At 73.3% G+C, this 20,238-nt stretch carries 17 protein-coding genes; 13 read left to right on the top strand and 4 right to left on the bottom strand.

All coding sequences use genetic code 11. The annotated features are described in order from the left end of the window. The first annotated feature begins 1 nt into the window (after position 1). From ABZT47_RS25410 to ABZT47_RS25385, 6 genes are all read left to right on the top strand, one after another. On the top strand, positions 2-970 hold the full coding sequence (locus ABZT47_RS25410) for an FHA domain-containing protein (protein WP_354846827.1): 969 nt from the start codon (positions 2-4) through the stop codon (positions 968-970). 3 nt (positions 971-973) lie between these two features. Then, positions 974-2,461: a hypothetical protein gene (locus tag ABZT47_RS25405; protein ID WP_354846824.1), complete on the top strand. Its 1,488-nt coding sequence runs from the start codon at positions 974-976 to the stop codon at positions 2,459-2,461. 13 nt (positions 2,462-2,474) lie between these two features. Then, a complete protein-coding gene (locus ABZT47_RS25400; RefSeq protein ID WP_354846821.1) occupies positions 2,475-3,308 on the top strand; it encodes a glutamate ABC transporter substrate-binding protein in 834 nt (277 codons plus the stop codon). A 134-nt stretch (positions 3,309-3,442) separates the two neighbouring features. After that, positions 3,443-4,693, top strand: coding sequence for an amidohydrolase family protein (locus tag ABZT47_RS25395; protein ID WP_354846819.1), 1,251 nt, complete (start codon positions 3,443-3,445; stop codon positions 4,691-4,693). A 42-nt stretch (positions 4,694-4,735) separates the two neighbouring features. Continuing rightward, positions 4,736-5,179, top strand: a complete 444-nt coding sequence (locus tag ABZT47_RS25390; RefSeq protein WP_354846816.1) for a TIGR04076 family protein — start codon at positions 4,736-4,738, stop codon at positions 5,177-5,179. Between the two features lie 193 nt (positions 5,180-5,372). Further along, entirely contained in the window at positions 5,373-6,383 is a 1,011-nt protein-coding gene (locus tag ABZT47_RS25385) for an LLM class flavin-dependent oxidoreductase (protein ID WP_354846813.1), read from the top strand. A 48-nt stretch (positions 6,384-6,431) separates the two neighbouring features. Here the strand turns inward: ABZT47_RS25385 and ABZT47_RS25380 are convergent, their stop codons facing one another. After that, on the bottom strand, positions 6,432-7,124 hold the full coding sequence (locus ABZT47_RS25380) for a hypothetical protein (RefSeq protein WP_354846810.1): 693 nt from the start codon (positions 7,122-7,124) through the stop codon (positions 6,432-6,434). 304 nt (positions 7,125-7,428) lie between these two features. Here ABZT47_RS25380 and ABZT47_RS25375 point away from each other — a divergent pair, with 304 nt between their 5' ends. Both ABZT47_RS25375 and ABZT47_RS25370 read left to right on the top strand, forming a co-directional pair. Continuing rightward, positions 7,429-8,814, top strand: a complete 1,386-nt coding sequence (locus tag ABZT47_RS25375) for an alpha/beta hydrolase fold domain-containing protein (RefSeq protein ID WP_354846808.1) — start codon at positions 7,429-7,431, stop codon at positions 8,812-8,814. Between the two features lie 273 nt (positions 8,815-9,087). Beyond that, positions 9,088-9,363, top strand: coding sequence for an isoamylase early set domain-containing protein (locus ABZT47_RS25370; protein WP_354846805.1), 276 nt, complete (start codon positions 9,088-9,090; stop codon positions 9,361-9,363). Positions 9,364-9,511: 148 nt separating this feature from the next. On the opposite strand, the gene ABZT47_RS25365 is transcribed toward ABZT47_RS25370, so the two are convergent. Next, on the bottom strand, positions 9,512-11,923 hold the full coding sequence (locus ABZT47_RS25365) for a germacradienol/geosmin synthase (protein ID WP_354846802.1): 2,412 nt from the start codon (positions 11,921-11,923) through the stop codon (positions 9,512-9,514). Between the two features lie 191 nt (positions 11,924-12,114). Then, complete coding sequence (locus ABZT47_RS25360; RefSeq protein ID WP_354846988.1) at positions 12,115-12,546, bottom strand: Lrp/AsnC family transcriptional regulator; 432 nt, start codon at positions 12,544-12,546, stop codon at positions 12,115-12,117. A gap of 146 nt (positions 12,547-12,692) precedes the next feature. Here ABZT47_RS25360 and ABZT47_RS25355 point away from each other — a divergent pair, with 146 nt between their 5' ends. Further along, the gene (locus ABZT47_RS25355; RefSeq protein ID WP_354846800.1) at positions 12,693-13,577 is read left to right on the top strand and encodes a tryptophan 2,3-dioxygenase family protein; all 885 of its coding nucleotides are present in this window, start codon (positions 12,693-12,695) and stop codon (positions 13,575-13,577) included. A 98-nt stretch (positions 13,578-13,675) separates the two neighbouring features. On the opposite strand, the gene ABZT47_RS25350 is transcribed toward ABZT47_RS25355, so the two are convergent. Further along, positions 13,676-14,305, bottom strand: a complete 630-nt coding sequence (locus ABZT47_RS25350) for a cupin domain-containing protein (RefSeq protein WP_354846797.1) — start codon at positions 14,303-14,305, stop codon at positions 13,676-13,678. A gap of 264 nt (positions 14,306-14,569) precedes the next feature. Here ABZT47_RS25350 and ABZT47_RS25345 point away from each other — a divergent pair, with 264 nt between their 5' ends. The 4 genes from ABZT47_RS25345 to ABZT47_RS25330 are packed head-to-tail and all read left to right on the top strand — an operon-like array spanning position 14,570 to position 20,138. After that, a complete protein-coding gene (locus ABZT47_RS25345) occupies positions 14,570-15,103 on the top strand; it encodes a 2Fe-2S iron-sulfur cluster-binding protein (RefSeq protein ID WP_354846985.1) in 534 nt (177 codons plus the stop codon). Next, positions 15,100-16,095: a xanthine dehydrogenase family protein subunit M gene (locus ABZT47_RS25340; protein ID WP_354846795.1), complete on the top strand. Its 996-nt coding sequence runs from the start codon at positions 15,100-15,102 to the stop codon at positions 16,093-16,095. Before ABZT47_RS25345 ends, ABZT47_RS25340 begins: the two co-directional genes overlap by 4 nt. Continuing rightward, positions 16,092-18,191 carry a xanthine dehydrogenase family protein molybdopterin-binding subunit gene (locus ABZT47_RS25335; RefSeq protein ID WP_354846793.1) on the top strand — a complete coding sequence of 700 codons (2,100 nt, stop codon included), beginning with the start codon at positions 16,092-16,094 and terminating at the stop codon, positions 18,189-18,191. The genes ABZT47_RS25340 and ABZT47_RS25335 overlap by 4 nt, the downstream gene beginning before the upstream one ends. A gap of 15 nt (positions 18,192-18,206) precedes the next feature. Continuing rightward, on the top strand, positions 18,207-20,138 hold the full coding sequence (locus ABZT47_RS25330) for an FUSC family protein (protein ID WP_354846791.1): 1,932 nt from the start codon (positions 18,207-18,209) through the stop codon (positions 20,136-20,138). The last annotated feature ends 100 nt before the right edge of the window (positions 20,139-20,238 follow it).

Genomic DNA, 20,238 nt, shown 5'->3' with positions numbered 1-20,238 from the left:
GATGGCCATCTGCCCTGTGGGGCACGACTCCGCCGACGAGGAATACTGCGACATCTGCGGCGCGCTGATGTCGGGAAGCCCGGCGCCGGCCGCCTCCGGGGCGCCCGCGGGCCCGGCCTCCGGCGCGGCGTCCCCCGGGGCCGCGGCCGGGCAGGGCGCCGCGGCGACCGGCGACTGCCCCGACTGCGGGGCCGAGCGCACCGGCCGGTTCTGCGAGACCTGCGGGTACGACTTCGTGCTCGGCGGCGGCGGCGCGTCGTCCCGGTCCGCCGCCCCGCCGCAGCCGGCCACGCAGACCGGCACGGGCGGCGCCGCCGCGCCCGCCCAGCCGTGGCAGCCGGCGCAGCCGGTGCGGGGCCCCCAGCAGGCGACGTCCTGGCAGCCGTCCCAGCCGGTGCAGGCGGCCCCGTCCTGGCAGCCGTCGCAGCCCGTGCAGCCCTCGTCGCGGTCCTCCTCGTCGTGGCAGCCGTCGCCGCCCGCGCCGCAGGGAGCGAACGGCCCGGCCGGCGCGAACGGCCCGGCGACCGGCCAGGCGGCGACCGGCGGCACGGCGCAGGGCCGCCCCGCGCGGGCGGGCTGGGTGGCGGTGGTCGCCGCCGACCGCGCGCACTACGAGGCCATGATCGGCCAGGGCGGGCCGGACGCCGCGCGGGTCGCCTTCCCGCCCTACTGTCCCGAGCGCACTCTGCCTCTCGCCGGTCCCGAGATGCGCATCGGGCGGCGCAGCCAGTCCCGGTCGCTGGTTCCCGAGATCGACCTGTCCGGGCCGCCGGAGGACCCCGGCGTCTCCCATTTGCACGCCGTGCTGCTGGCCCAGCCTGACGGCTCCTGGCAGCTCGTCGACCCCGGCTCGGCGAACGGCACCCTGGTCAACGGCGAGCTCCTGGAGGTCAACGTGCCGGTCCCGATCGCCGACGGCGACCGCGTGCACGTCGGCGCCTGGACGCTCATCACCGTGCGGAGGGCCTGAGCCATGACACTTCCCGCCCCGGCGCCGGCCCAGGCCCCGCCGCCCGCCGCCCCCGCGCCGGGCGGCGCCACGGCCGCCGTGCCCGCCGTGCCGGCGGCCGGCCCGGCCGCCGGCACCCCGGCGCTGCGCCGCCTGCTGCGGGTTCGCACCGTCCCCGGGTGGATCCGCCTGCTGACCGGGCTCGCCGTCGCCGCCGTCCTGCTGGTCTTCGCGACCGTCAGCATCGGCGTCGGCCACGCCAGGGATGGCCTGCGCGTCATCGGCCACACCGCCGGCCCGCAGGTCGTCACCACCGCCGACCTGTACTTCGCGCTCAGCGACATGGACGCCCAGGTCGCCTCCGTGCTGCTCACCGGCCGCGAGTCCGCCCTCGGGCCCGGCCGCCAGACCATGCTCGACCGCTACGACGAGCGCCGCTCGCAGGCCGACCGCGCCGTGCTGCAGGCGGCCGACCTCGCCAGCGGCGACGCCACCGAGCAGATGACCGTGCAGGCCCTGCTGGACGGGCTCGGCCGCTACGAGCGGCTGGCCGCCCGCGCACTGCTGCTGGACGAGCAGTCCGGCCATGCCGCCGGGCCGCCGCCACAGGCCGTCCTGGACGTCTACCGCCAGGCGACCGACCTCATGCGACTGGACCTGCTGCCCAAGGCCTACAACCTGACCCTGGACAGCGGCACCATCGTCCGGCACGCCTACCTGGCCGAGCTGTCGGCCGTCCAGCAGGGGCGCATCTGGGTGGGCGTCGCCGGAGGGCTGGCGCTGCTGGCGCTCATCGTGCTGCAGGTCTATCTGAGCCGCGGCTTCCGCCGCACGTTCAACGTGCCCGCGCTGGTGGCCACCGTCGTGGTCGCCGCGCTGACCGTGGCCGCGTTCGCCGTCCTCCAGCACGAGGGCGACGTGCTGCGCGACGCCAAGGAGGACGGCTTCAACTCCGTCCTCGCGCTCTCGCGGGCCCGCGCCATCGGCAACACGCTGCACGGCGACGAGAGCCGCTACCTGCTCGACCCCGAACGCGCCGACACCTACGAGCAGGTGTACCTGGACAAGTCGCAGGCCGTCCTCTACGTCCCGGCCGGCAACCTCGACAAGTACTACGCCGCGGTGAACGACCGCGTCTCCGGCGGCAAGAAGGACTTCCTCGGTTTCTTCGGGGCGGAGGCCGCGGGCCTGTCCCTGCCCCCGCAGCGGCCGGCGTTCGACCAGGTCCTCCAGCGCTACCAGGCCTTCCAGCACAACGACCAGCGCATCCGGCAGCTCGCCACGTCCGGCTCGCGGCGCGCGGCGGTCGGCCAGGCCATGGGCCCGGCCTTCGCCTCCTACGACGACGCCCTGGTCAAGCTCACCGCGCTGCACCGCCAGGCGTTCGAGTCGGCGGTGCGCGAGGGCGACGGGGCGCTCGGCGGGTGGAACTGGGTGCCTCCCGCGGCCGCCCTGGCCGCCATCCTGATGGTCCTCATCGGTGTCCGGCCCCGGCTCGCCGAGTACCGCTGAAGGGAACCCCTTGATGGTCACGCTCACTTCCACGCGCGCGCACGGCGGGTTCCGCCGCGCCGCCGCCGCGCTGGCGGCCGTGGCGGCGCTCGTCCCGCTGGCCGCCTCCTGCGCGGCAGGCACCTCCATCCTCGACAAGGACTCCCTGGTGATCGGAGTGAAGGCCGACCAGCCGAACCTCGGGGTCAAGGGCGCGGGCGGCGCCTACTCGGGGTTCGACGTCGACGTCGCCACCTACGTCGCCCGCAAGCTCGGCAAGCAGGTGCGGTTCGTCACCGCGCCGTCCGCCCAGCGCGAGAACATGATCACGAACGGTGTGGTCGACCTGGTCGTCGCCACCTACTCCATCACCGCCGAGCGCAAGACCAAGGTGTCCTTCGGCGGCCCGTACTACGTGGCGCACCAGGACACGCTGGTGCGGGCCGACCAGAGCGGCGTGGACAACGTGCGCGACCTGCGCGACCGCAAGCTGTGCCAGGTGACCGGGTCCAACTCCTGGCGCCGGGTCAAGGAGGAGCGCAAGATCCCCGTGACGCTGGTGCCCTCGGCCTCCTACAGCGAGTGCGTCGAGGACCTGCGCGCGGGCAAGGTGGACGCCGTCTCGACCGACGACCTGATCCTGACCGGGTTCGCCACCTCCGGCACCAAGATCGTCAACGCGCCGTTCAGCGACGAGCGGTACGGCATCGGCATCCGCACCGGCGACATCGACGGCTGCGAGGCGGTCAACAAGGCGATCACCGAGATGTACCAGGACGGCACGGCCAAGCGGCTGCTGCAGAAGTGGTTCGCCAAGTCGGGGCTGGCGCTGACCTTCACCGTCCCGCAGTTCGAGGGCTGCGGCTGAGACTGGCCGCAGGTCTCTGAAATTTCATGAACGTCAGGAGCGAAAAAGTGAGGTGAACTCGGTTTTTACGGGTCGGGCCGCTATATTACCGAGTGAACAGGCTGTGCTCTTGTTCATGAACAGCGGTTCCTCTCATGGATCGAGGCCGGCCGATGGGCGAGGTGGTCATCGTCAACTGCACCGTCGTGCACGGGCGGGCGGCGGGCGGTGCCGAGACCCTGCCCGACGCGGCGGTGCACGTCCGCGGTGAGCGCGTCCTCGCCGTCGGGTCCCGCGCGCAGATCCTGCGCGGCATCCCCGGCGTGCCCGTCCTCGACCTCGACGGCGCCTACCTCACCCCCGGCCTGATCAACATGCACACCCACCTGTCGCTGTCGCTGCCCGGCCAGGGAGGCGACGACGTCAAGGGCATGGGACCGCACGACCTGGCCCTGTACATGGCCGACGGCGCCCGCCGCACCCTCGCGTGCGGGGTGACGACGGTGCGCTGCGTCGCCGAGAAGGACCACGCCGACTTCGCCCTGCGCCGGGCCATCGAAGCAGGTCGGGCGACCGGGCCGCGCCTCTACACCGCCGGGCGGGCCCTGGTGTGCACCGGCGGCCACGGGCACGAGGGCGCCGACACCCTCGAGTGCGACGGGCCCGACGCCTTCCGCCGCGGCGTGCGCAGCCAGATCAAGGCGGGCGCCGACCTCATCAAGGTCATGATCTCCGGCGGCATCGCCGGTGAGCACGAGCGCATCGACACCCCCCAGCTGTTCGCCGACGAGATGGCCGCGGTGCTCGACACGGCGCACGCCTGGGGCCGCAAGGTCACCGCGCACGCCGGCCCCGCGGCCGTCATCGCCCAGGCCGTCGAGCTCGGGCTGGACTGCGTCGAGCACGGCTACGAACTGACCCCCGCCGTCGCCGCCGCCATGGCCGCCCGCGGCACCGCACTGGTCCCCACGCTGCTCGTCACGCGGTGCAAGGAGTTCTTCGACGAGCTCGGCGTCCCCGAATGGATGCAGTGCCGCGCGCTGGCCGCCGGACCCCGCCACCTGGACAGCTACGCCATGGCCCTCGCGGCCGGCGTGACCGTCATGCTCGGCAGCGACATGCCCCCGTTCTGGCCGTTCGAGGGCACCAACGCCACGGTCAGGGAGCTGGAGCACATGTCCGAGGCCGGTCTCGGCCCGGCCGGCGCGCTGCGGGCCGCGACGCTCGAACCGGCCCGCTGGCTCGGCGCCGACGACGACCTCGGCACCGTCGAGCCCGGCCGGTACGCCGACCTCATCGCGATGGACGACGACCCCCTGACCACCGCCTCGGCGTTCCGTGGCGTCCACTGGGTGATGAAAGGCGGCCGGATCGTCCGCGACGACCGCGCGACGGTCCACCCCTGATGAGCCGCGTCCCTCACCCCCGCGCGTCCTGGAGTCCTCCACATGAATGACCAGCTCCCCGCCGATGGCGACGACGCGCCCCCGGACGAGACGCCCGGCGCGGCACCCGAGGGGTTCATCACTGCGCCCGAGGAGCTCGGCGTGGCGCCCGATGGGCCTGACGGGGCGGCCGAGGGCGATATGGAGCTGTACGACCTGCGGGTCGTGGTCGACCGCATCGACGGCAGATCGGTCTGCGGCATGCGGGTGGGCGACCGCTTCGACCTCGAACAGAGCGCGCACCTGCGTCTGCCCGACGGCGCGCACTTCTGCGTCTACGCGCTGGCCGCGGTGCTGCCCTTCCTCGCCGCCAAGCAACGCGACCTCGCCGCCGGCGACTGGCTGGCGAAGGACACGCTGTTCGCCTGCCCCGATCCCGAGGAACGCCTGGTGATGCGCGTCGAACGAACCCGCCGCCGCCGCATGAACTCCGCGGACCTGACCTGAACCGCCCGAAGGCGCGAGCGCGTCCCGGCGGCGGTGCGCGTCCCGGCGGCGGTGCGCGTCGCGGCGGCGGTGCGCGTCGCGGCGGCGGTGCGCGTCGCGGCGGCGGTGCGCGTCGCGGCGGCGGCCCCGTGCACGGCGCACGGTTTTGGAGGAGACACGGCGCACGGTCCTGGAGCAGAAGGGAGAGGTTGCCATGAGACCCGCCGAGATCGGCCTCGGGTTGCAGAGTGACAAACGGCCGGGCGACTACGCGCGGCTGGCGCGCGTGGCCGAGGAGCACGGGTTCGACGTGCTCAGCGTGTTCGGCGACCTGATGTACCAGCCCCCGCTGTACCCGCTGCTGGAGATGGCGGCGGCCACCCGGCGCGTGCGGCTCGGTCCCGCCTGCCTCAACCCTTACTCCCTGGCCCCCTACGAGATCGCCGGCCAGATCGCCGCCCTGGACCTCGCCTCGGCCGGCCGTGCCTATCTCGGCCTGGCCCGGGGCACCTGGCTCGGCGCGGTCGGCATCGCCCAGCCCCGGCCGCTGACCGCCCTCGCCGAGGCCGCCGAGGTGGTCTACCGGCTGCTCGGCGGCGACGACACCGGGTACGAGGGCGAGGTGTTCCGCCTGGAGGCGGGTACGCTCCTGCGCTACCCCGTCCAGCGGGCACGGCCGCCGCTCCTGCTCGGCACCTGGGGCCCGAAGGGCGCCGCGCTGGCCGGGCGCATCGCGGAGGAGATCAAGGTGGGCGGCAGCGCCAACCCGGCGATGGTGCCCGTGATCCGCGACCGGGTGCGCGCCGGCGCCGAGGCGGCCGGACGCGACCCCGGCGAGGTCGGCGTCGTGCTCGGCGCGGTCACCGTCGTGGACACCGACGGCGCCGCCGCCCGGGCCAGAGCCCGCACCGAGGTCGCCATGTACCTGGCCGTGGTCGCGGAACTGGACCCTACCGCCGAGATCCCCGACGACCTGCTCGTCCGAGTGCGAGACCTGGTCGCGGCGGGGGAGGACCGGGCGGCCGGCGAACTGATCCCGGACGACATCCTCGATCTGTTCGCCTTCTCCGGCACGCCCGAGCAGGTGGCGGCCCAGGCCCAGGCGCTGATCGACGCCGGCGCGCACAGGGTCGAGTTCGGCACCCCCCACGGCCTCGACGACGAGCAAGGCATCCGCCTCCTCGGCGCCGAAGTCCTCCCCCTCCTCAACCGCTCCCCGCTCTGACCACCACCTGACGCCGACACGCCTTCCCTGAGGAAACGGTGGATGTCCTCAATGACTGTTCCGCTGTGTCACTCGGAGTCGCGCCACGGCTGTCTCGGCGGCGGACCTGGTGAGCGCTGGAACGAATTCGCCGACGTTGCCATCGTGCTCCAACACGATCAGGGTGTTCTTGTACCGGATGATCACAACGTCGATCGCGACCATCATGCCGGTCGCCGGTTCGGAGTCACGCTCCAGATCGCTGCCCGGGAACCCGCTGCGGAACTTGATCCCATATGCGCTGTCGCCGAGCCGACCGACCGGCAACCGGCGAATGATGTCATTCGCGCCGTCCGACCTGATGGTGATCTTGCGGCAATGACGGACCATGCTCCTCGCTGCGCGCTCCAGGGTGGAGATCTCACTGGAAGTGCCGCTCCAGATGTATTCGCTGACGCCTTCCCACCGTTTCCGATACTTCAAAGCCGTCGCGATCTTGGTCCGATAAACGGCGGCGACGCGCTTGGAGGCTTCGCCGCACGCTTTCGAATGGGTGAAGGCGGGGTTCAGAAGGCCTGTGGTGCGGTAGTCGCGACGGGTGAACTCGCTCCCGAGATCCTTCGGCGCCAGGAGAGCGGCCTTGAGCGGATCGGCTGAGCTCGGGGCCGAAACGTTCCCGGCCAACGCGGGACTCGGCGAAAGCAGCGACCCGGCTAAGACGACCGCCAGAGGATACGACCATTTGGTGATCACCTCAGCCACTCTAGGTTCGTCCTTCTCCACCCAGGAGGAGGGGCCCTACAGCGATCCGGCAACGATCCACGGCGTGATCGCGATTACCGGCATGCCGTCAGGACGCTGTCCTTCCTGGCACATTTCCGGCGTTCACCTACCCGGAGCGCCGGTCGAACCGACCGGCGACCATCGAACGGAGAAGAACCGTGGTGTTCCTCATCGACGCGATCACCGGACGACCGGCCGTCGGTGGGAGGGACCGCCTCGATAGGCTGGGCGCGGTCCGGGCGGCCACTCGCCGGGCCTTCGGGGGCTGTGGGGAGGCCGGCGCGTGCGCGTGCACATTCTGATCGGGCCGGGCGTCCTGGCGGACGCCGGGCTGCTGGAGGACATGGCGGCGCGGGAGTTCGCCGCGCTCGGTGTCGAGGGGCGCCTCGTGGTCGCGGCCGACGTCGCCTCTTTCCGTGCCGAGTTGGAAGCCACGGGCGAAGATCAGGCCGTCGTCGCGATGCCCGGCCCTGATCCGGACGCCCGACGGCTCATCGACGCTCCACCGGCGTGCTCCCCTCGGACGGTGTGGCTCGATCTCGCCCGCGTGGGCCCGCTTCAGGCCGCCGGCGGGGCCGCTCACCTTCAGGGCCGGGGAGTGTGGGGTCTGACATGGGCCATCCGCCACGCCGTGCACCGGCTTCGGACGCCGGCCGTTCGCATCCCGTACGGGGGCCATCCTGACCAGTGGGGAGAACTTCGGCTACCGTCCTCCGTGGCCGGTCCTGCACCTTGGCCCGCGGACACCGGCGTCTCCTCCGCCGGCGGGTCGCTGTCGTCTTCCATGAACGCGGCCATCTCCGCCGCCGACGGGTCGCCATCGTCGTCCATGGGCTCCGTGGGCCGGTCCGCCGAGGGGCCGCCGCCACCGGTGGCGGTGCTGGTGCATGGGGGGTACTGGAGGTCCATCTGGCAGGCCGACCTGATGGACGCGCTCGCGATCGACCTCGCCCGCCGGGGGTACGCCACGTGGAACCTGGAGTATCGCCGACCTGACCTGCACGGATGGGATGCCACCACGCGGGACGTGGCGAGCGGGCTGACGGCGCTGACGGCGCTCGGCGTCCCGCTGGACCTCGACCGCGTCGTGGTCCTCGGCCACTCGGCCGGCGGCCAGCTCGCCCTACGCCTGGCGGCCGACGCGGCCCGATCCGCCCCACCCGGCCAGGCGGCTCCCGGCCGGCCCGGCATGGACATGCCGGATGTGCCAGACCTGGACATGGCAGAACCGGTCCCAGGGAAGCGGGGCGTGGGGGAGTGGGCGGTAGGCAGGGGGGCACGGGAGCCGCGGGTGGCGGTCGCCGTGTCGCTGGCCGGGGTGCTTGACCTGGTGGAGGCGGACCGGCGGCGCATGGGCGTCGGAGCGGTCGCCGCCGCGCTCGGCGGGGACGCGGACGAGTTGCCCGAGGTGTACGCCGCCGCGAGCCCGCTGGCCCGGCTGCCGCTGGGTGTGCCGCACCTTGTCGTCCAGGGAACCGACGACGATCCCGACCTGGTGGACATCGGCCGCAGGTACGCGCGCGCGGCCGGCCCGGAGGCAGTCCACGTCGAACGGCCGGGCGACCACTTCGCCGTCATCGACCCCGACGCCCCCATCTGGCACGCCGTGGCAGACCGACTCGCCGACCATTGCCCGCCCGAACCCGGCCCTGAGACCGTTTCGCGATGACCGATCCTGGCTTGGCCCGGTCATCGACGACCGGCCCTGCCGTAGGCAGGTTCGTGGCCATCGCTCCCTGCATGAGGACGGTTGGCCGTGGATGGTCACGTTGCTTGTGGGTTCGGGGTCGGTGGGGCGGTTGTGAGGGTGCCGCGCACGGCCGGGTGGAGGGGGAGAGTGCGGGGATCTGAGGGTGAACAGTGTGTTACGTGTGGCGTGTCCGTGTGATGAGGGTGTGGGGGTGCGCCAAGCTGGGGGTGTCACAACCCGGAGGACCCCCCGATGCTCAAGCGCAACCTGCTTTTCGGCCGTAAGACCCGCGTCACCTTCTGCCTGCCCGCCGACCGGCCCTACGGCGTGGTCAGCGTCGTCGGCGACTTCAACGACTGGTGCCCGGGGCGTCACGAGCTGCGCCGCCGCCACAACGGCCTGCGCACCGTCTCGGTGATCCTGCCCCAGGGCGTCCACCGGTTCCGCTACCTGGCGACCGCCGGCCTGTGGTTCGACGACGAGACCGCCGACCAGATCGACCACCACGGCAGCCTGATCCATCTGTGACCCCGCGCCGGGCGGTTCTCCATGAACCGCCCGGCCATCCACCATGACCTACCGCCGTGACCTGCCCGGTGGTCCCTCACGACTCGCCCGGCGGTTCACGCGGCTCGCGGGGTGGTGATGACGGTGCCGGGTGTCGTGGTCGTCGTGGTCAGCGGTCGGGGGCCGTTTCCGGTGGTCCCTGTGGGGTGAGGCGTGCCGCCGAGGTGCCGAGGCCGGTGGGGGGCATGGCGCGCCATACCTCTTTGGCGGACGGCTGGGGAGCGCCGGCGGTGACCCGCGCGGGAGCAGCGGTGACGAAGGCATGCGATGGGGCGGTGGCGAGGAGGGCATGCGTCGGGGGAGCGGTGAGGGAGGCATCCGTGAGGGGTGCGGTGAAGGCGGCGGCTGGGCGGGGGGCGGCGGCGGAGCCGTGGGTGCGTAGTTCGGCTTCGGTGTAGCGCGCGCAGCGGCGGTGCCATTCGAGGATGCCGGACATCCAGTCTTTGAGGGACTCGGCGTGCTCGACGAGGATCTGCCGCGCCCGCTCGCCGAGGGCGAGGTCGTCCAGCAGGGCGGGCAGGTCGTGGGCGACGATGTGCTCGAACTGCCGCATGCGCGCCGTCATCAGGTCGGCCACGATGTCGCGGGCCCGGCAGCGGTCGACGCCGAGGAAGCGCTCGACCACCAGCACCATGTTGTGGACCTCCCCCTCGAACTCGATCTCCTTCTGGTAGGAGAACAGGTCGTTGGTGAAGCAGGCGTAGTCCTGGGCGGCGGTGTCCAGCTCGCGCAGCACGCGTGTCTGGTACACCTCGTCGGGCACGACGTCGATGTGGGCGAGCCGGGCCAGGCTCATCGTCATGTCGGAGCCGAAGGTCTTGCGGCGCATCTCGACGTAGTCGATCGGGTCGGGGACACGGTTCAGGGCCTGGTTGCCGACCTCCCACACCCAGCTGCCGGTCATGTCGTCCACTGCGGCGCGCAACCGCCGCCGCCCGCGCGCGTCCATGCCGGAGGCGGTGCGCCGCCACAGGTCGCCCAGGCCGCGCTCGAGCGCGCCGGACGGCTCGGGGGTCTCGCTCATGTCCAGGGGCATGAACGACCCGAGCCGCTCGTGGCAGAGCCGCGCCGCGGGCAGGTCGCGGGGGACGCCGAAGACACGGGGGAAGTAGTCGTCGCCGTAGGTGCCCCAGGCCAGCCAGTCGGACGACAGGCAGACCTGCTTCAGCTCGCCGTCGGCGTGGATCATCGCCGCGCAGTGCGCGAAGTCGAAGCCGAGGAAGCGCCGCTCGTCCCACAGCGCGCCGGTGGAGATGCCGGGGAGGGAGTCGAACATGCCCATGCGCCGCGCCCATTCGGCCCCGTGGCGCCGCGCGGGCTCCAGATGCGGGTTCGTGCGGAACGCGAACGGCATGTGGAAGGCGGGCAGGTCAAGGTGCCCCACGGGGCGCAACGGCGGGGAAAGGTGCTGGCGGGAGCGCAGGTCGGCGCCGAGTCGCAGCGTGGGCAGCAGCGACCACACCGCCGAGGTGCCGAGCCCGGACGGGCCGGACGGGACGCCGGGGACCGGGCCGCCGGCGGCGCCCTCATTCATGTAGCGGCTGGAGCGGGCGTGCCACTCGTGGCCGCCGGACTGCCAATCTTGCAGGCCCTTGACGTAGGCGGCGACCGCGGCCTGCTCGTGGGCGGGCGCCGCCCGCTCGGCGAGCAGGGCGGGCACCTCGGTCAGCGCGGTGGTCTCGAACTGCTGGAGCCGGGAGGTCAGCAGGTCGTTGACCAGTTCGGCGGCCTCCTGCGTGGGGCAGTCGAAGAAGCGCTCGAAGACCAGCACCGCGTTGGAGTTCTCGCCCTCCTCCTGAACCTCGCGCTGGTAGGAGAACAGGTCGTTGCGCAGGTGCACCGCGTCGGAGAAGGTGTCGGACAGGACCTTCATCGGCCGGGTGCCGGCGAGGTGGGCGGGGATCTCGGCCCGCGCGGCGTACTCCACCAGGTCGGCCGACCAGGGCGCCCCGCCGACCCTGCGCCGCATCTGGACGTACTCGATGGGGTTGGCGACGCGGCCCAGCTCGATGTTGTTCAGCTCCCACATGGACTCGACCATCAGGTTGTGGGTGCTGGTGGTGAAGCGCCGCCGCCAGTCGGGCGACATGGCCGGCACCGTGCGCGCCCAAAGATCCTTCAGACCGGCCTCGGCGGGATCGGCCGGCTCGGGCGGCGTCTCGTCCTCGGCGGTCATGAACAGCTCGAGGCGGTCGAGGTGGGCCTTGGCGCCCGCCAGGTCGCGGGAGTGCTTGAACAGTTCGAGGAAGTGGTCGTCGAAGAAGAACACCCAGACGTACCAGTCGGTGATGAGGTCGAGGGTCGCGCCGTCGCAGTCGGGGTGGGTGTAGGCGCACATCAGCGCGTAGTCCATCTGGGCGAGCGCGGCCTCGTCCCAGATGAGGCCGCCGCCGGGCCGCGGCGCGTCGAGCATGCCCATGCCGCGCGCCCAGGCGGTGCTGTGGGCGCGGGAGCGCTCGAGGTGCGGGTTCAGCCGGGCGGGATACGGCATGTAGAAATCGGGCAGCGTGAAAGCCTGCATGAGCCTGCCTAAGTCTCGTGAGCCGACCATGACCGTGCGCTTACCGTGACCTTACCATCGCAGAGGGTCACGGTGTGATCGCGCGAGCCGGCCGGTACGGCGGCGGGCCCAGGCGCCACGGTCGCACAAGGCGCACAAGGGGCACAGGGGCACAGGGCGCACGGGGGGAGCGGCCCGCCGGCGCCGGGAGGTCACTCGTCGGCGGGAGCGAGCGCGCGCCAGGGCAGGGGGCTCGAGAGCATCATCATGCTGGAGGGCTGCCCGTAGGGGGCCAGGCGGTCGATGAGCTCCTCGAAGGCCGTCATCGAGGTGGCGGCGACGCGCAGCAGGCAGCAGGTGTCCCCGGTGACCCGGTGCACCTCGACGATCTCCGGCCAGGCGAGCGCCTGCTTGTCGCGCAGCACGCACCGCACTCCGTAGCAGGACATGCGGATCAGGGCGCTGACCTTGCGGCCGGCACGGGAGGGGTCGATCCTGGCGTGATAGCCGGCGATCACGCCGGTCTCCTCCAGCCGGCGCACCCGCTCGGCGACCGCCGGGGCCGACAGGTGCACCCGCCGGGACAGCTCGCTGTAGGACAGTCGTGCGTCCGCCTGCAGTTCGGCCACCAGGGCCCAGTCCATCGCGTCCACGGTCACGCTCCGTCATTCGCAAACCGGAAACCGTCTTCCGCCTTCCGTTCCGAAGGCGGAAGGGGCGAATCGCTATCGAGTCATCATTTCACTGGAATTCTATATAAGTGAACATGGAGGTGAACTGAGGAGTTGGGATGACGAGCAGACGGCGGGCCGGAGGCGCCCGGGTGAGATCCTTGGCCGGGCGCCTGCGTGCCCCCGCGCAGGCGGCCGAGCACGTGGCGCCCACCCTGGAGTTCGCCGACGGCACCCCTTACGACCACTATGTGGCGGCGCAGGCGTTGCACGGGCTCCAGCGGACGGTCACCGACGTGCCCGAGGAGCGCGCCTTCCTGGTGACGACCCAGGTGATGGAGCTGTACTTCGGGCTGATCCGGTCGGAGTGGTGGCTCGCGCAGCGGCTGCTGGACGACGACGAGGTGGTGGGGGCGACGGCGGTGCTGGCCCGCAGCGTCCGCTACTTCGAGGCGCTCAACGCCTCCTGGGCGGCGCTGAGCTGGCTCACGCCCGCCCAGTTCAACGCCTTCCGCGACGCGCTGGGCGAGGCCTCGGGGTTCCAGTCGGCCATGTACCGGCACCTGGAGTTCCTGCTGGGCAACAAGTCGGAGCCGCTGACCCGCCCGCACCGCCGCAGCCCGGCGGTGTACAAGGAACTGGTCGACGCCCTGCGGCGCCCCAGCCTGTACGACAGCGTGCTCGCCCTGCTCGCCAGGCGCGGGTTCGAGATCCCCCAGTCCGGCGACCCGGCGCAGGAGTACGTCCCGAGCCCGCTGGTGGAGGACGCCTGGGTCCGGGTCTACGCCGAGCACGGCCCGGGGGAGGAGCTGTGGTCCCTCGCCGAGACGCTCACCGACCTGTCCGAGAGGTTCTCCGACTGGCGCTACCGGCACCTGATGGCCGTGCGCCGCTCGATGGGCGCCAAGCCGGGCTCGGGCGGCTCCAGCGGGCTCACCTGGCTTGAGCGCAGCCTGCGCCGCGACGTGTTCCCCGAGCTGTGGTCGGCCCGCACCCGCATGTGACTCCGGCACCGATGTTCACCGGTTTTCGTCCCACGTAACACCTTGCCCTCCGAGTGAACGGGTGAGGCCGAGGCGTCCTGCCGGTCGGAAACAGCCGGTCAGAACAGCCGGGGGGTGACCACCGAGACCACCGTGGTGACCGCGTCGGTGTCGTTGTACATGGCGTGCGGCACGGTGGAGCGCAGGTGGACGCTGTCGCCAGGGTAGAGCCGGTGTTCCACGCCGTCCACCTCGTACAGCAGCTCGCCCGACAGCACGAAGGCGAACTCCTCGCCCGCGTGCCCGTAGGCGTCCTCGCGCCGCCCCCCGGGGGCGATGTGCACCAGCAGCGGCTCCAGCACCAGGTGCGGCCCGCGGGCCGACAGCATGCGGTAGGTCTGCTGGCCGGAGACGTACTCGGTGGCGGCCGTCGAGGCCCGGGTGAGCGTGAAGTGGGAGGGAAGCCGGGCGATGTCCGCGCGGTCGTCGCCCGGCTGCTGCTCGTCGTCGAAGAAGTCGGCGACGCTGTGGTCGAGCGCCGCGGCGACGCCGTTCAGCGCGGTGAGCCCGATGGAGGAGATGCCCCGCTCGACCTGTGACAGGAAGCCGATCGACAGCCCCGAGCGGGTGGACAGCCCGCGCAGCGTCATGCCGCGCTCCTTGCGGAAGCGGCGCATGCGGGCGCCGACGGCGTCGGGCCGGTCGCGCTGGTCGTGCTCGCCGCGGCCCTGGCGCGCCGATGTGCCCACCGGATGACCTCCTCGATCGGGCGGCGCGGCCGCGCCTTTCAACGGTAAAGAGCACACCTATTTCACCCCAGGTGCCGTCCGCGTGCCAACCGGGGTACGCTCCGTCCCCGCCGGCCGACCCGCCCGGGGGCCGCATTGCCCGGCCGGGGACCGGGACGGGCAATGATGGGCCGCCCTTGGGATAATCGTGACATGTCCGGGGGTAGGGAAGCGCGGGTGAAAGGCCTAGCCAATACGCCCGGCGAGGACCCGGCCCCGGTCCCGATCACCGTCGATCTCCAGCTTCGTGTCAATGACCGGCTATATCCGATCACGGCCGACACCAGGGAGTCACTGCTGGACACCCTCCGGGAGCGCCTGGGACTGACCGGCGCGAAGAAGGGGTGCGACCACGGCCAGTGCGGCGCCTGCACGGTCCTGGTGGACGGCAGGCGGGTGGTGTCGTGCCTGACGCTGACGGTGTCGGTGGACGACGGCGCCGTCACCACCGTCGAAGGGCTCGCCGCCTCCGGCGCCGTCCACCCGCTGCAGCGGGCCTTCGTCGAGCACGACGCCCTGCAGTGCGGCTTCTGCACTCCCGGGCAGCTCTGCTCGGCGGCGGGCATGCTCGCCGAGGCGGCGGAGGGACGGCCGAGCCTGGTCAGCGCCCGCGACGCCGCCGGGGCCGGCGGCCCGGTGACCCTGGACGAGGAGGAGATCCGCGAGCGGATGAGCGGCAACCTGTGCCGGTGCGGCGCCTACCCGGGGATCGTCGCCGCCATCGCCGAGGTGGCCCGGTCGGCGGAGGTCGCGCGATGAGACCCTTCGCCTACCAGCGGCCGCCCACCGTCGCCTCGGCCGTGGCGGCGGTCGGCGCGGACGCAGACGTGATGTACCTGGCCGGCGGCACCAACCTGGTCGACCTCATGCGGCTCGGCGTCGCCGCACCGGGCACGCTCGTCGACGTCACCCGCGCCGTCTCCACCGCCATCGAGGAGACCCCCGGCGGCGGCCTGCGCATCGGCGCCGGCGCGCGCAACGGCGACCTCGCCGCCCACCCCGTGGTCCGCCGCCGCTACCCGGTGCTCGCCGAGGCGCTGCTCTCCGGGGCCTCCGGCCAGCTCCGCAACATGGCGACCGCGGGCGGCAACCTGCTCCAGCGCACCCGCTGCTCCTACTTCCAGGACGTCACCAAGCCCTGTAACAAGCGCAGCCCCGGCACCGGATGCCCGGCCCGCGAGGGCGAGCACGGCAACCTGGCGATCCTCGGCCACTCGGAGAGCTGCGTGGCCACCCATCCCTCCGACATGGCCGTCGCCCTGGCGGCGCTCGGCGCGCTGGTCCACGTGGAGGGGCCCGGCGGGGCGCGTCAGGTGCCCATGCCCGGGTTGCACCGGCTGCCCGATGACGACCCCTCACGCGACACCGTCCTGTCGCCCGGCGAGCTCATCACGGCGGTGGAGCTGCCCGCGCTGCCGATGGCCGCCCGCTCGGCCTATCGCAAGGCGCGCGACCGGGCGTCGTTCTCCTTCGCCTCGGTGTCGGTCGCGGCGGCGCTCGAGCTGGACGGCGGCGCCGGGGGAGTGGTGCGCGACTGCCGCATCGCCCTGGGCGCCGTCGCGCACGTCCCGTGGCGGGCCGAGACCGCCGAGGCCGCGCTGCGGGGCGGGCCCGCGACCGAGGAGGCGTTCATCCAGGCCGCGGGCGCCGAGCTGGAGCGGGCGCGCCCGCTGCCGCGCAACGGCTACAAGGTGCCGCTGGCCCGTAACCTGATGGTGCGCGTGCTGGCCGATCTGGCGGCCCGGCCATGACCGCCGCCCCGCCCGTCACGGGCGCCCGCCACGTGGGCGAGGCCCTCGACCGCGTGGACGGCCTGGCGAAGGTCACCGGCAGCGCCATGTACGCCTACGACCACGGCCCGGCCGACCTGCTGCACGCCGTGCCGGTCGAGGCCGCCATCGCCCGCGGCGAGGTCGTCCAGGTGGACGTGGACTCCATGCTCAAGCGCCCCGGCGTGGTCGCGGCCATCTGGCACGGCAACGCGCCCCGGCTGGCGACCTCCGACGAGGAGCTGGCCGTCCTGCAGTCGCGGCGGGTGTCCTACCGCGGCCAGTACATCGCCGTCGTGGTGGCCGAGACCCTGGAGGACGCCCGTGAGGCGGCGCGAACGCTGCACGTGCAGTACGCGCCGGAGGAGCACGACGTCGGCCTGCGCGCCGACCACCCGAAGATGTACCGGCCCGACGCCGTCAACGCCGGCCATCCCACCGACACCGAGCAGGGCGACCCCGACGCCGCCCTCGCCTCGGCGCCCGTCGTGGTGGACGAGGTCTACAGCACCCCGGCCGAGCACAACAACCCCATGGAGCCGCACGCCACGGTCGCCGAGTGGCACGGCGACGGGCTGACCGTCCACGAGCCGTCCCAGAACGTCACCGGGCTGCGCGCGACCCTGGCCTCGCTGTTCGGCATGCCGCCCGCCCACGTGCACGTCGTGTCGCCCTACGTCGGCGGCGGGTTCGGCTCCAAGGCCAAGGTGCACCCGCACGTCATCCTCGCCGCCCTGACCGCCAAGCAGGTCGGCCGGCCGGTCAAGATGGCCCTCACCCGGCGGCAGATGTTCGCGGCCACCGCCTACCGCACCCCGACCATCCAGCGGATGAGGCTGGGCGCCGAGCCCGACGGGCGGCTGGTCGCCCTCACCCACGACGTCTTCGAGCAGAGCTCGGCCCTCGCCGAGTTCGCCGAGCAGGCCGCGGTGCCCTCGCGCACGATGTACGCGGCCCCGCACCGCCGCACCACCCACCGCCTGGTGCGGCTGGACGTGCCGACCCCCTCGTGGATGCGCGCGCCCGGCGAGTGCCCGGGCATGTTCGCGCTGGAGTCGGCGATGGACGAGCTGGCCATCGCCTGCGGCGTCGACCCGATCGACCTGCGGGTGCGCAACGAGCCGGCCGCCGATCCGCACAGCGGGCTGCCGTTCAGCTCCAGGAACCTGGTCGGCTGCCTGCGCGAGGGGGCCCGGCGCTTCGGCTGGGCCGGACGCGACCCGCGCCCGGGCATGCGGCGCCGGGGACGGCTGCTGGTCGGCACCGGCGTCGCCGCCGCCACCTTCCCCGCCCTTCGCGCCCCCTCGTCGGCGAGCGCCCGGGCCGAGCCCGACGGCCGGTACACGGTGCGCATCGCCGCCGCCGACATCGGCACCGGCGCGCGCACCGTGCTGACCCAGATCGCGGCCGACGCCCTGGGCTCCACGCCGGGCCTGGTCACGGTGGAGCTCGGCGACAGCGCGCTGCCCCGCGCCGCGGTCGCGGGCGGGTCCATGGGCACCGCCTCGTGGGGGACGGCCGTGGTGCGCGCGTGCGAGGCGCTCAGGGAACGGCTCTCGGCCGTGGGCGGCGCCGTCCCGGCCGGTGGGCTCGAGGCCACGGCCGACACCACCCAGGAGGTGCGCGGCCGGCAGCGGTACGCCCGCCACGCCTTCGGCGCGCAGTTCGCCGAGGTGACCGTCGACGCCGACACGGGGGAGACCCGCGTGCCGCGCCTGCTCGGCGTGTTCGCCGTGGGCCGCATCCTCAATCCCAAGACCGCGCGCTCGCAGCTCATCGGCGGCATGACCATGGGGCTGTCGATGGCTCTGCTGGAGGAGAGCATCATGGACCGCGAGTTCGGCGACTACCTCAACCGCGACCTGGCCCAGTACCACATCGCGGCCAACGCGGACGTGCGCGACGTCCAGGCGTTCTGGCTGGAGGAGGACGACCCGCACCTCAACCCCATGGGTTCCAAAGGCATCGGTGAGATCGGCATCGTCGGCACCGCCGCGGCAATCGCCAACGCCGTCCACCACGCCACCGGGGTGCGGATCCGCGATCTGCCGATCCGCCTGGACAAGCTGGTGCGCTGAACGCGTCCCCGGCCCGTGTTCTCGCTGTCCTCGCTCTTCCGGCATCCCGCCGACCGGCTGGCCGGCGCGGCTCCCGGCTGGCTGGTGGAGACGGTCCGGCCCGCTCCGGCGCGGCCGGACTGGGCGGCGATGGCGCGGGTGGCGGCCTCCGTCACCGGCCCCCTGATCGCGACCCTGGCCGCGGGGCGGCTCACGCTGGGCATGCTGCCCGCGATGGGGGCCATGGCGGCGGCGCTGGCCGACCGGGGCGGTTCCTACCGCGCCCGGGTCATCCGCATCGCCGGCGCCGCGTGCGGCGGGTCGGCCGGGTACATGATCGGCCACTCCGCACGCGGCCTCGGCTGGTGGACGGTCCTGGTGGCCGTCGCGGTGTCGGTGCTGTCCGCGCTGGTCAGCGTCTCGGGGGCGGCCGGGTCCCTGGGCGGGCTGCAGTCGCTGGTGATGACCGTGCTCGGCCTCGGTGTGTCCTTCCCCCAGGGGCCGGTGACCGGGGCGTCGGCCTACGCCGCCGGCGCGGCCTGGGCGATGGTGCTGTCGGTCGCCGGCTGGCCGCTGCGTCCCCGCGCCGCCGAGGAATCGGCCGTCGCCGGCGCCTACCGGGCGCTCGCCTGCCTGCTGGAGCGCTGGCACAACGGCAGGGCCGAGGCTCTGACGGCCTTCGACGCCGCGCTGAAGAAGGCCTACGACACCGTGCTCGGCGCCCGGTCGGCGGCGCTCGGCCCCGACCGGGAGCGCACCCGCCTGGTCGCTCTGCTCAACCAGGCCATCCGCGTCCGCAATGCCCTGATCTCGCTCATCGAGGAGGGGCGCGAGCCGGCGCCCGAGATCGCGCAGGCTGTCGCCTCGATCGCCGGCGCGCTGGCCGGTGAGGGGACCGCCGGCCGGCCGAAGCGGCTGGAGGCCGTCTCGCCCGCACTGCGGGCGGTGTGCGCGGCGGTGAACGACACCGTGGAGCTGCTGTCAGGGAGCGAGGTCCCCTCCGGCCAGGAGCCGGTCCGCGAGGCGGCCGGCCCTGGCGCGAGGATCGGCCGGCTCTGGCAGCGGCTGCGGTACGGGCACCTCGCCCGGGTCTACACGGTCAGGCTCGCGCTGTGCATGGGGGTGGCCGCCGCGCTGAGCGAGTTGCACTGGGTCGAGCGGTCCTACTGGGTCATGCTCACCGTCGCGCTGGTGCTCAAGCCGGACTTCGGTTCGGTCTTCGCCCGGGCGGTGCAGCGGGGGATCGGGACGGTCGTGGGCGCGATGCTCGGCACCCTGGTGCTCTTCGTGGTGCCCTACGGGCCCGGGATCCTCATCCCCCTGGCGTTGTTCGCCGCGCTCCTGCCCTACGGCCAGCAGCGCAACTGGGGGCTGATGTCCACCTTCCAGGTGCCGCTGGTCGTGCTGCTGGTCGACCTTCTGACCGGCGCGGGGCCGCGGCTGGCGGAGATCCGCCTGGTGGACACCCTGATCGGCTGCGCCATCGTGCTGGTGTTCGGCTACCTGCCCTGGCCGGCGAGCTGGGAGGCGCCGGTGGGGCCGCCGTTCGCCGACGCGGTGGCCGCCACGGCCCGCTACCTGCGGCACGCGTTCGAAGGCGGCCCGCCGTGCGCGCTGCTGCACCGCGAGGCGTTCGACGCCCTGGCCGACCTTCGCACGGTCTTCCAGCGGGCGCTGACAGAGCCGCCGGTGGTCAGCAGGCGCGTCACCACCTGGCTGCCGGCGATGACCGCGCTCGAGCGGGTGGCCGACGCGACCGCGGCCACGGCGGCCCTGACCGAGCACGGCCGGGACGCGCCCTCGCCGCAGGCGGTCAGCCGGACGGCCGCGTCGCTGGAGGAGATCGCCGAGCACGTCCGCGCCGGGCGGCCGGTGGCCGACCAGGTGCGCCTGACCGCCGACGACCCCCTGGAGCCGATCACCGAGGCCGTCCGCGGCCTGCACGACACCCTGACCAACCGCCCCTGACCGGCCGCCCCTGACCGGCCGCCCCTGACCGGCCGCCCCTGACCGGCCGCCCCTGACCGGCCGCCCCTGACCGGCCGCCCCTGACCGGCCGCCCCTGACC

Source organism: Sphaerisporangium sp. NPDC005289 (genome assembly GCF_040607455.1).
In the GTDB taxonomy this organism is placed as follows: Bacteria; Actinomycetota; Actinomycetes; order Streptosporangiales; family Streptosporangiaceae; genus Sphaerisporangium; species Sphaerisporangium rhizosphaerae.
Note: the sequence above shows the minus strand (reverse complement) of the source record. Positions and strands in the feature narration are given on the sequence as shown.

Coding starts and splice junctions, on each gene's coding strand:
- ABZT47_RS25360 (WP_354846988.1), bottom strand. CDS start 12,546: ATGGACTGGGCCCTGGTGGCCGAACTGCAGGCGGACGCACGACTGTCC.
- ABZT47_RS25410 (WP_354846827.1), top strand. CDS start 2: ATGGCCATCTGCCCTGTGGGGCACGACTCCGCCGACGAGGAATACTGC.
- ABZT47_RS25395 (WP_354846819.1), top strand. CDS start 3,443: ATGGATCGAGGCCGGCCGATGGGCGAGGTGGTCATCGTCAACTGCACC.
- ABZT47_RS25355 (WP_354846800.1), top strand. CDS start 12,693: ATGACGAGCAGACGGCGGGCCGGAGGCGCCCGGGTGAGATCCTTGGCC.
- ABZT47_RS25335 (WP_354846793.1), top strand. CDS start 16,092: ATGACCGCCGCCCCGCCCGTCACGGGCGCCCGCCACGTGGGCGAGGCC.
- ABZT47_RS25365 (WP_354846802.1), bottom strand. CDS start 11,923: ATGCAGGCTTTCACGCTGCCCGATTTCTACATGCCGTATCCCGCCCGG.
- ABZT47_RS25400 (WP_354846821.1), top strand. CDS start 2,475: ATGGTCACGCTCACTTCCACGCGCGCGCACGGCGGGTTCCGCCGCGCC.
- ABZT47_RS25340 (WP_354846795.1), top strand. CDS start 15,100: ATGAGACCCTTCGCCTACCAGCGGCCGCCCACCGTCGCCTCGGCCGTG.
- ABZT47_RS25390 (WP_354846816.1), top strand. CDS start 4,736: ATGAATGACCAGCTCCCCGCCGATGGCGACGACGCGCCCCCGGACGAG.
- ABZT47_RS25405 (WP_354846824.1), top strand. CDS start 974: ATGACACTTCCCGCCCCGGCGCCGGCCCAGGCCCCGCCGCCCGCCGCC.
- ABZT47_RS25385 (WP_354846813.1), top strand. CDS start 5,373: ATGAGACCCGCCGAGATCGGCCTCGGGTTGCAGAGTGACAAACGGCCG.
- ABZT47_RS25370 (WP_354846805.1), top strand. CDS start 9,088: ATGCTCAAGCGCAACCTGCTTTTCGGCCGTAAGACCCGCGTCACCTTC.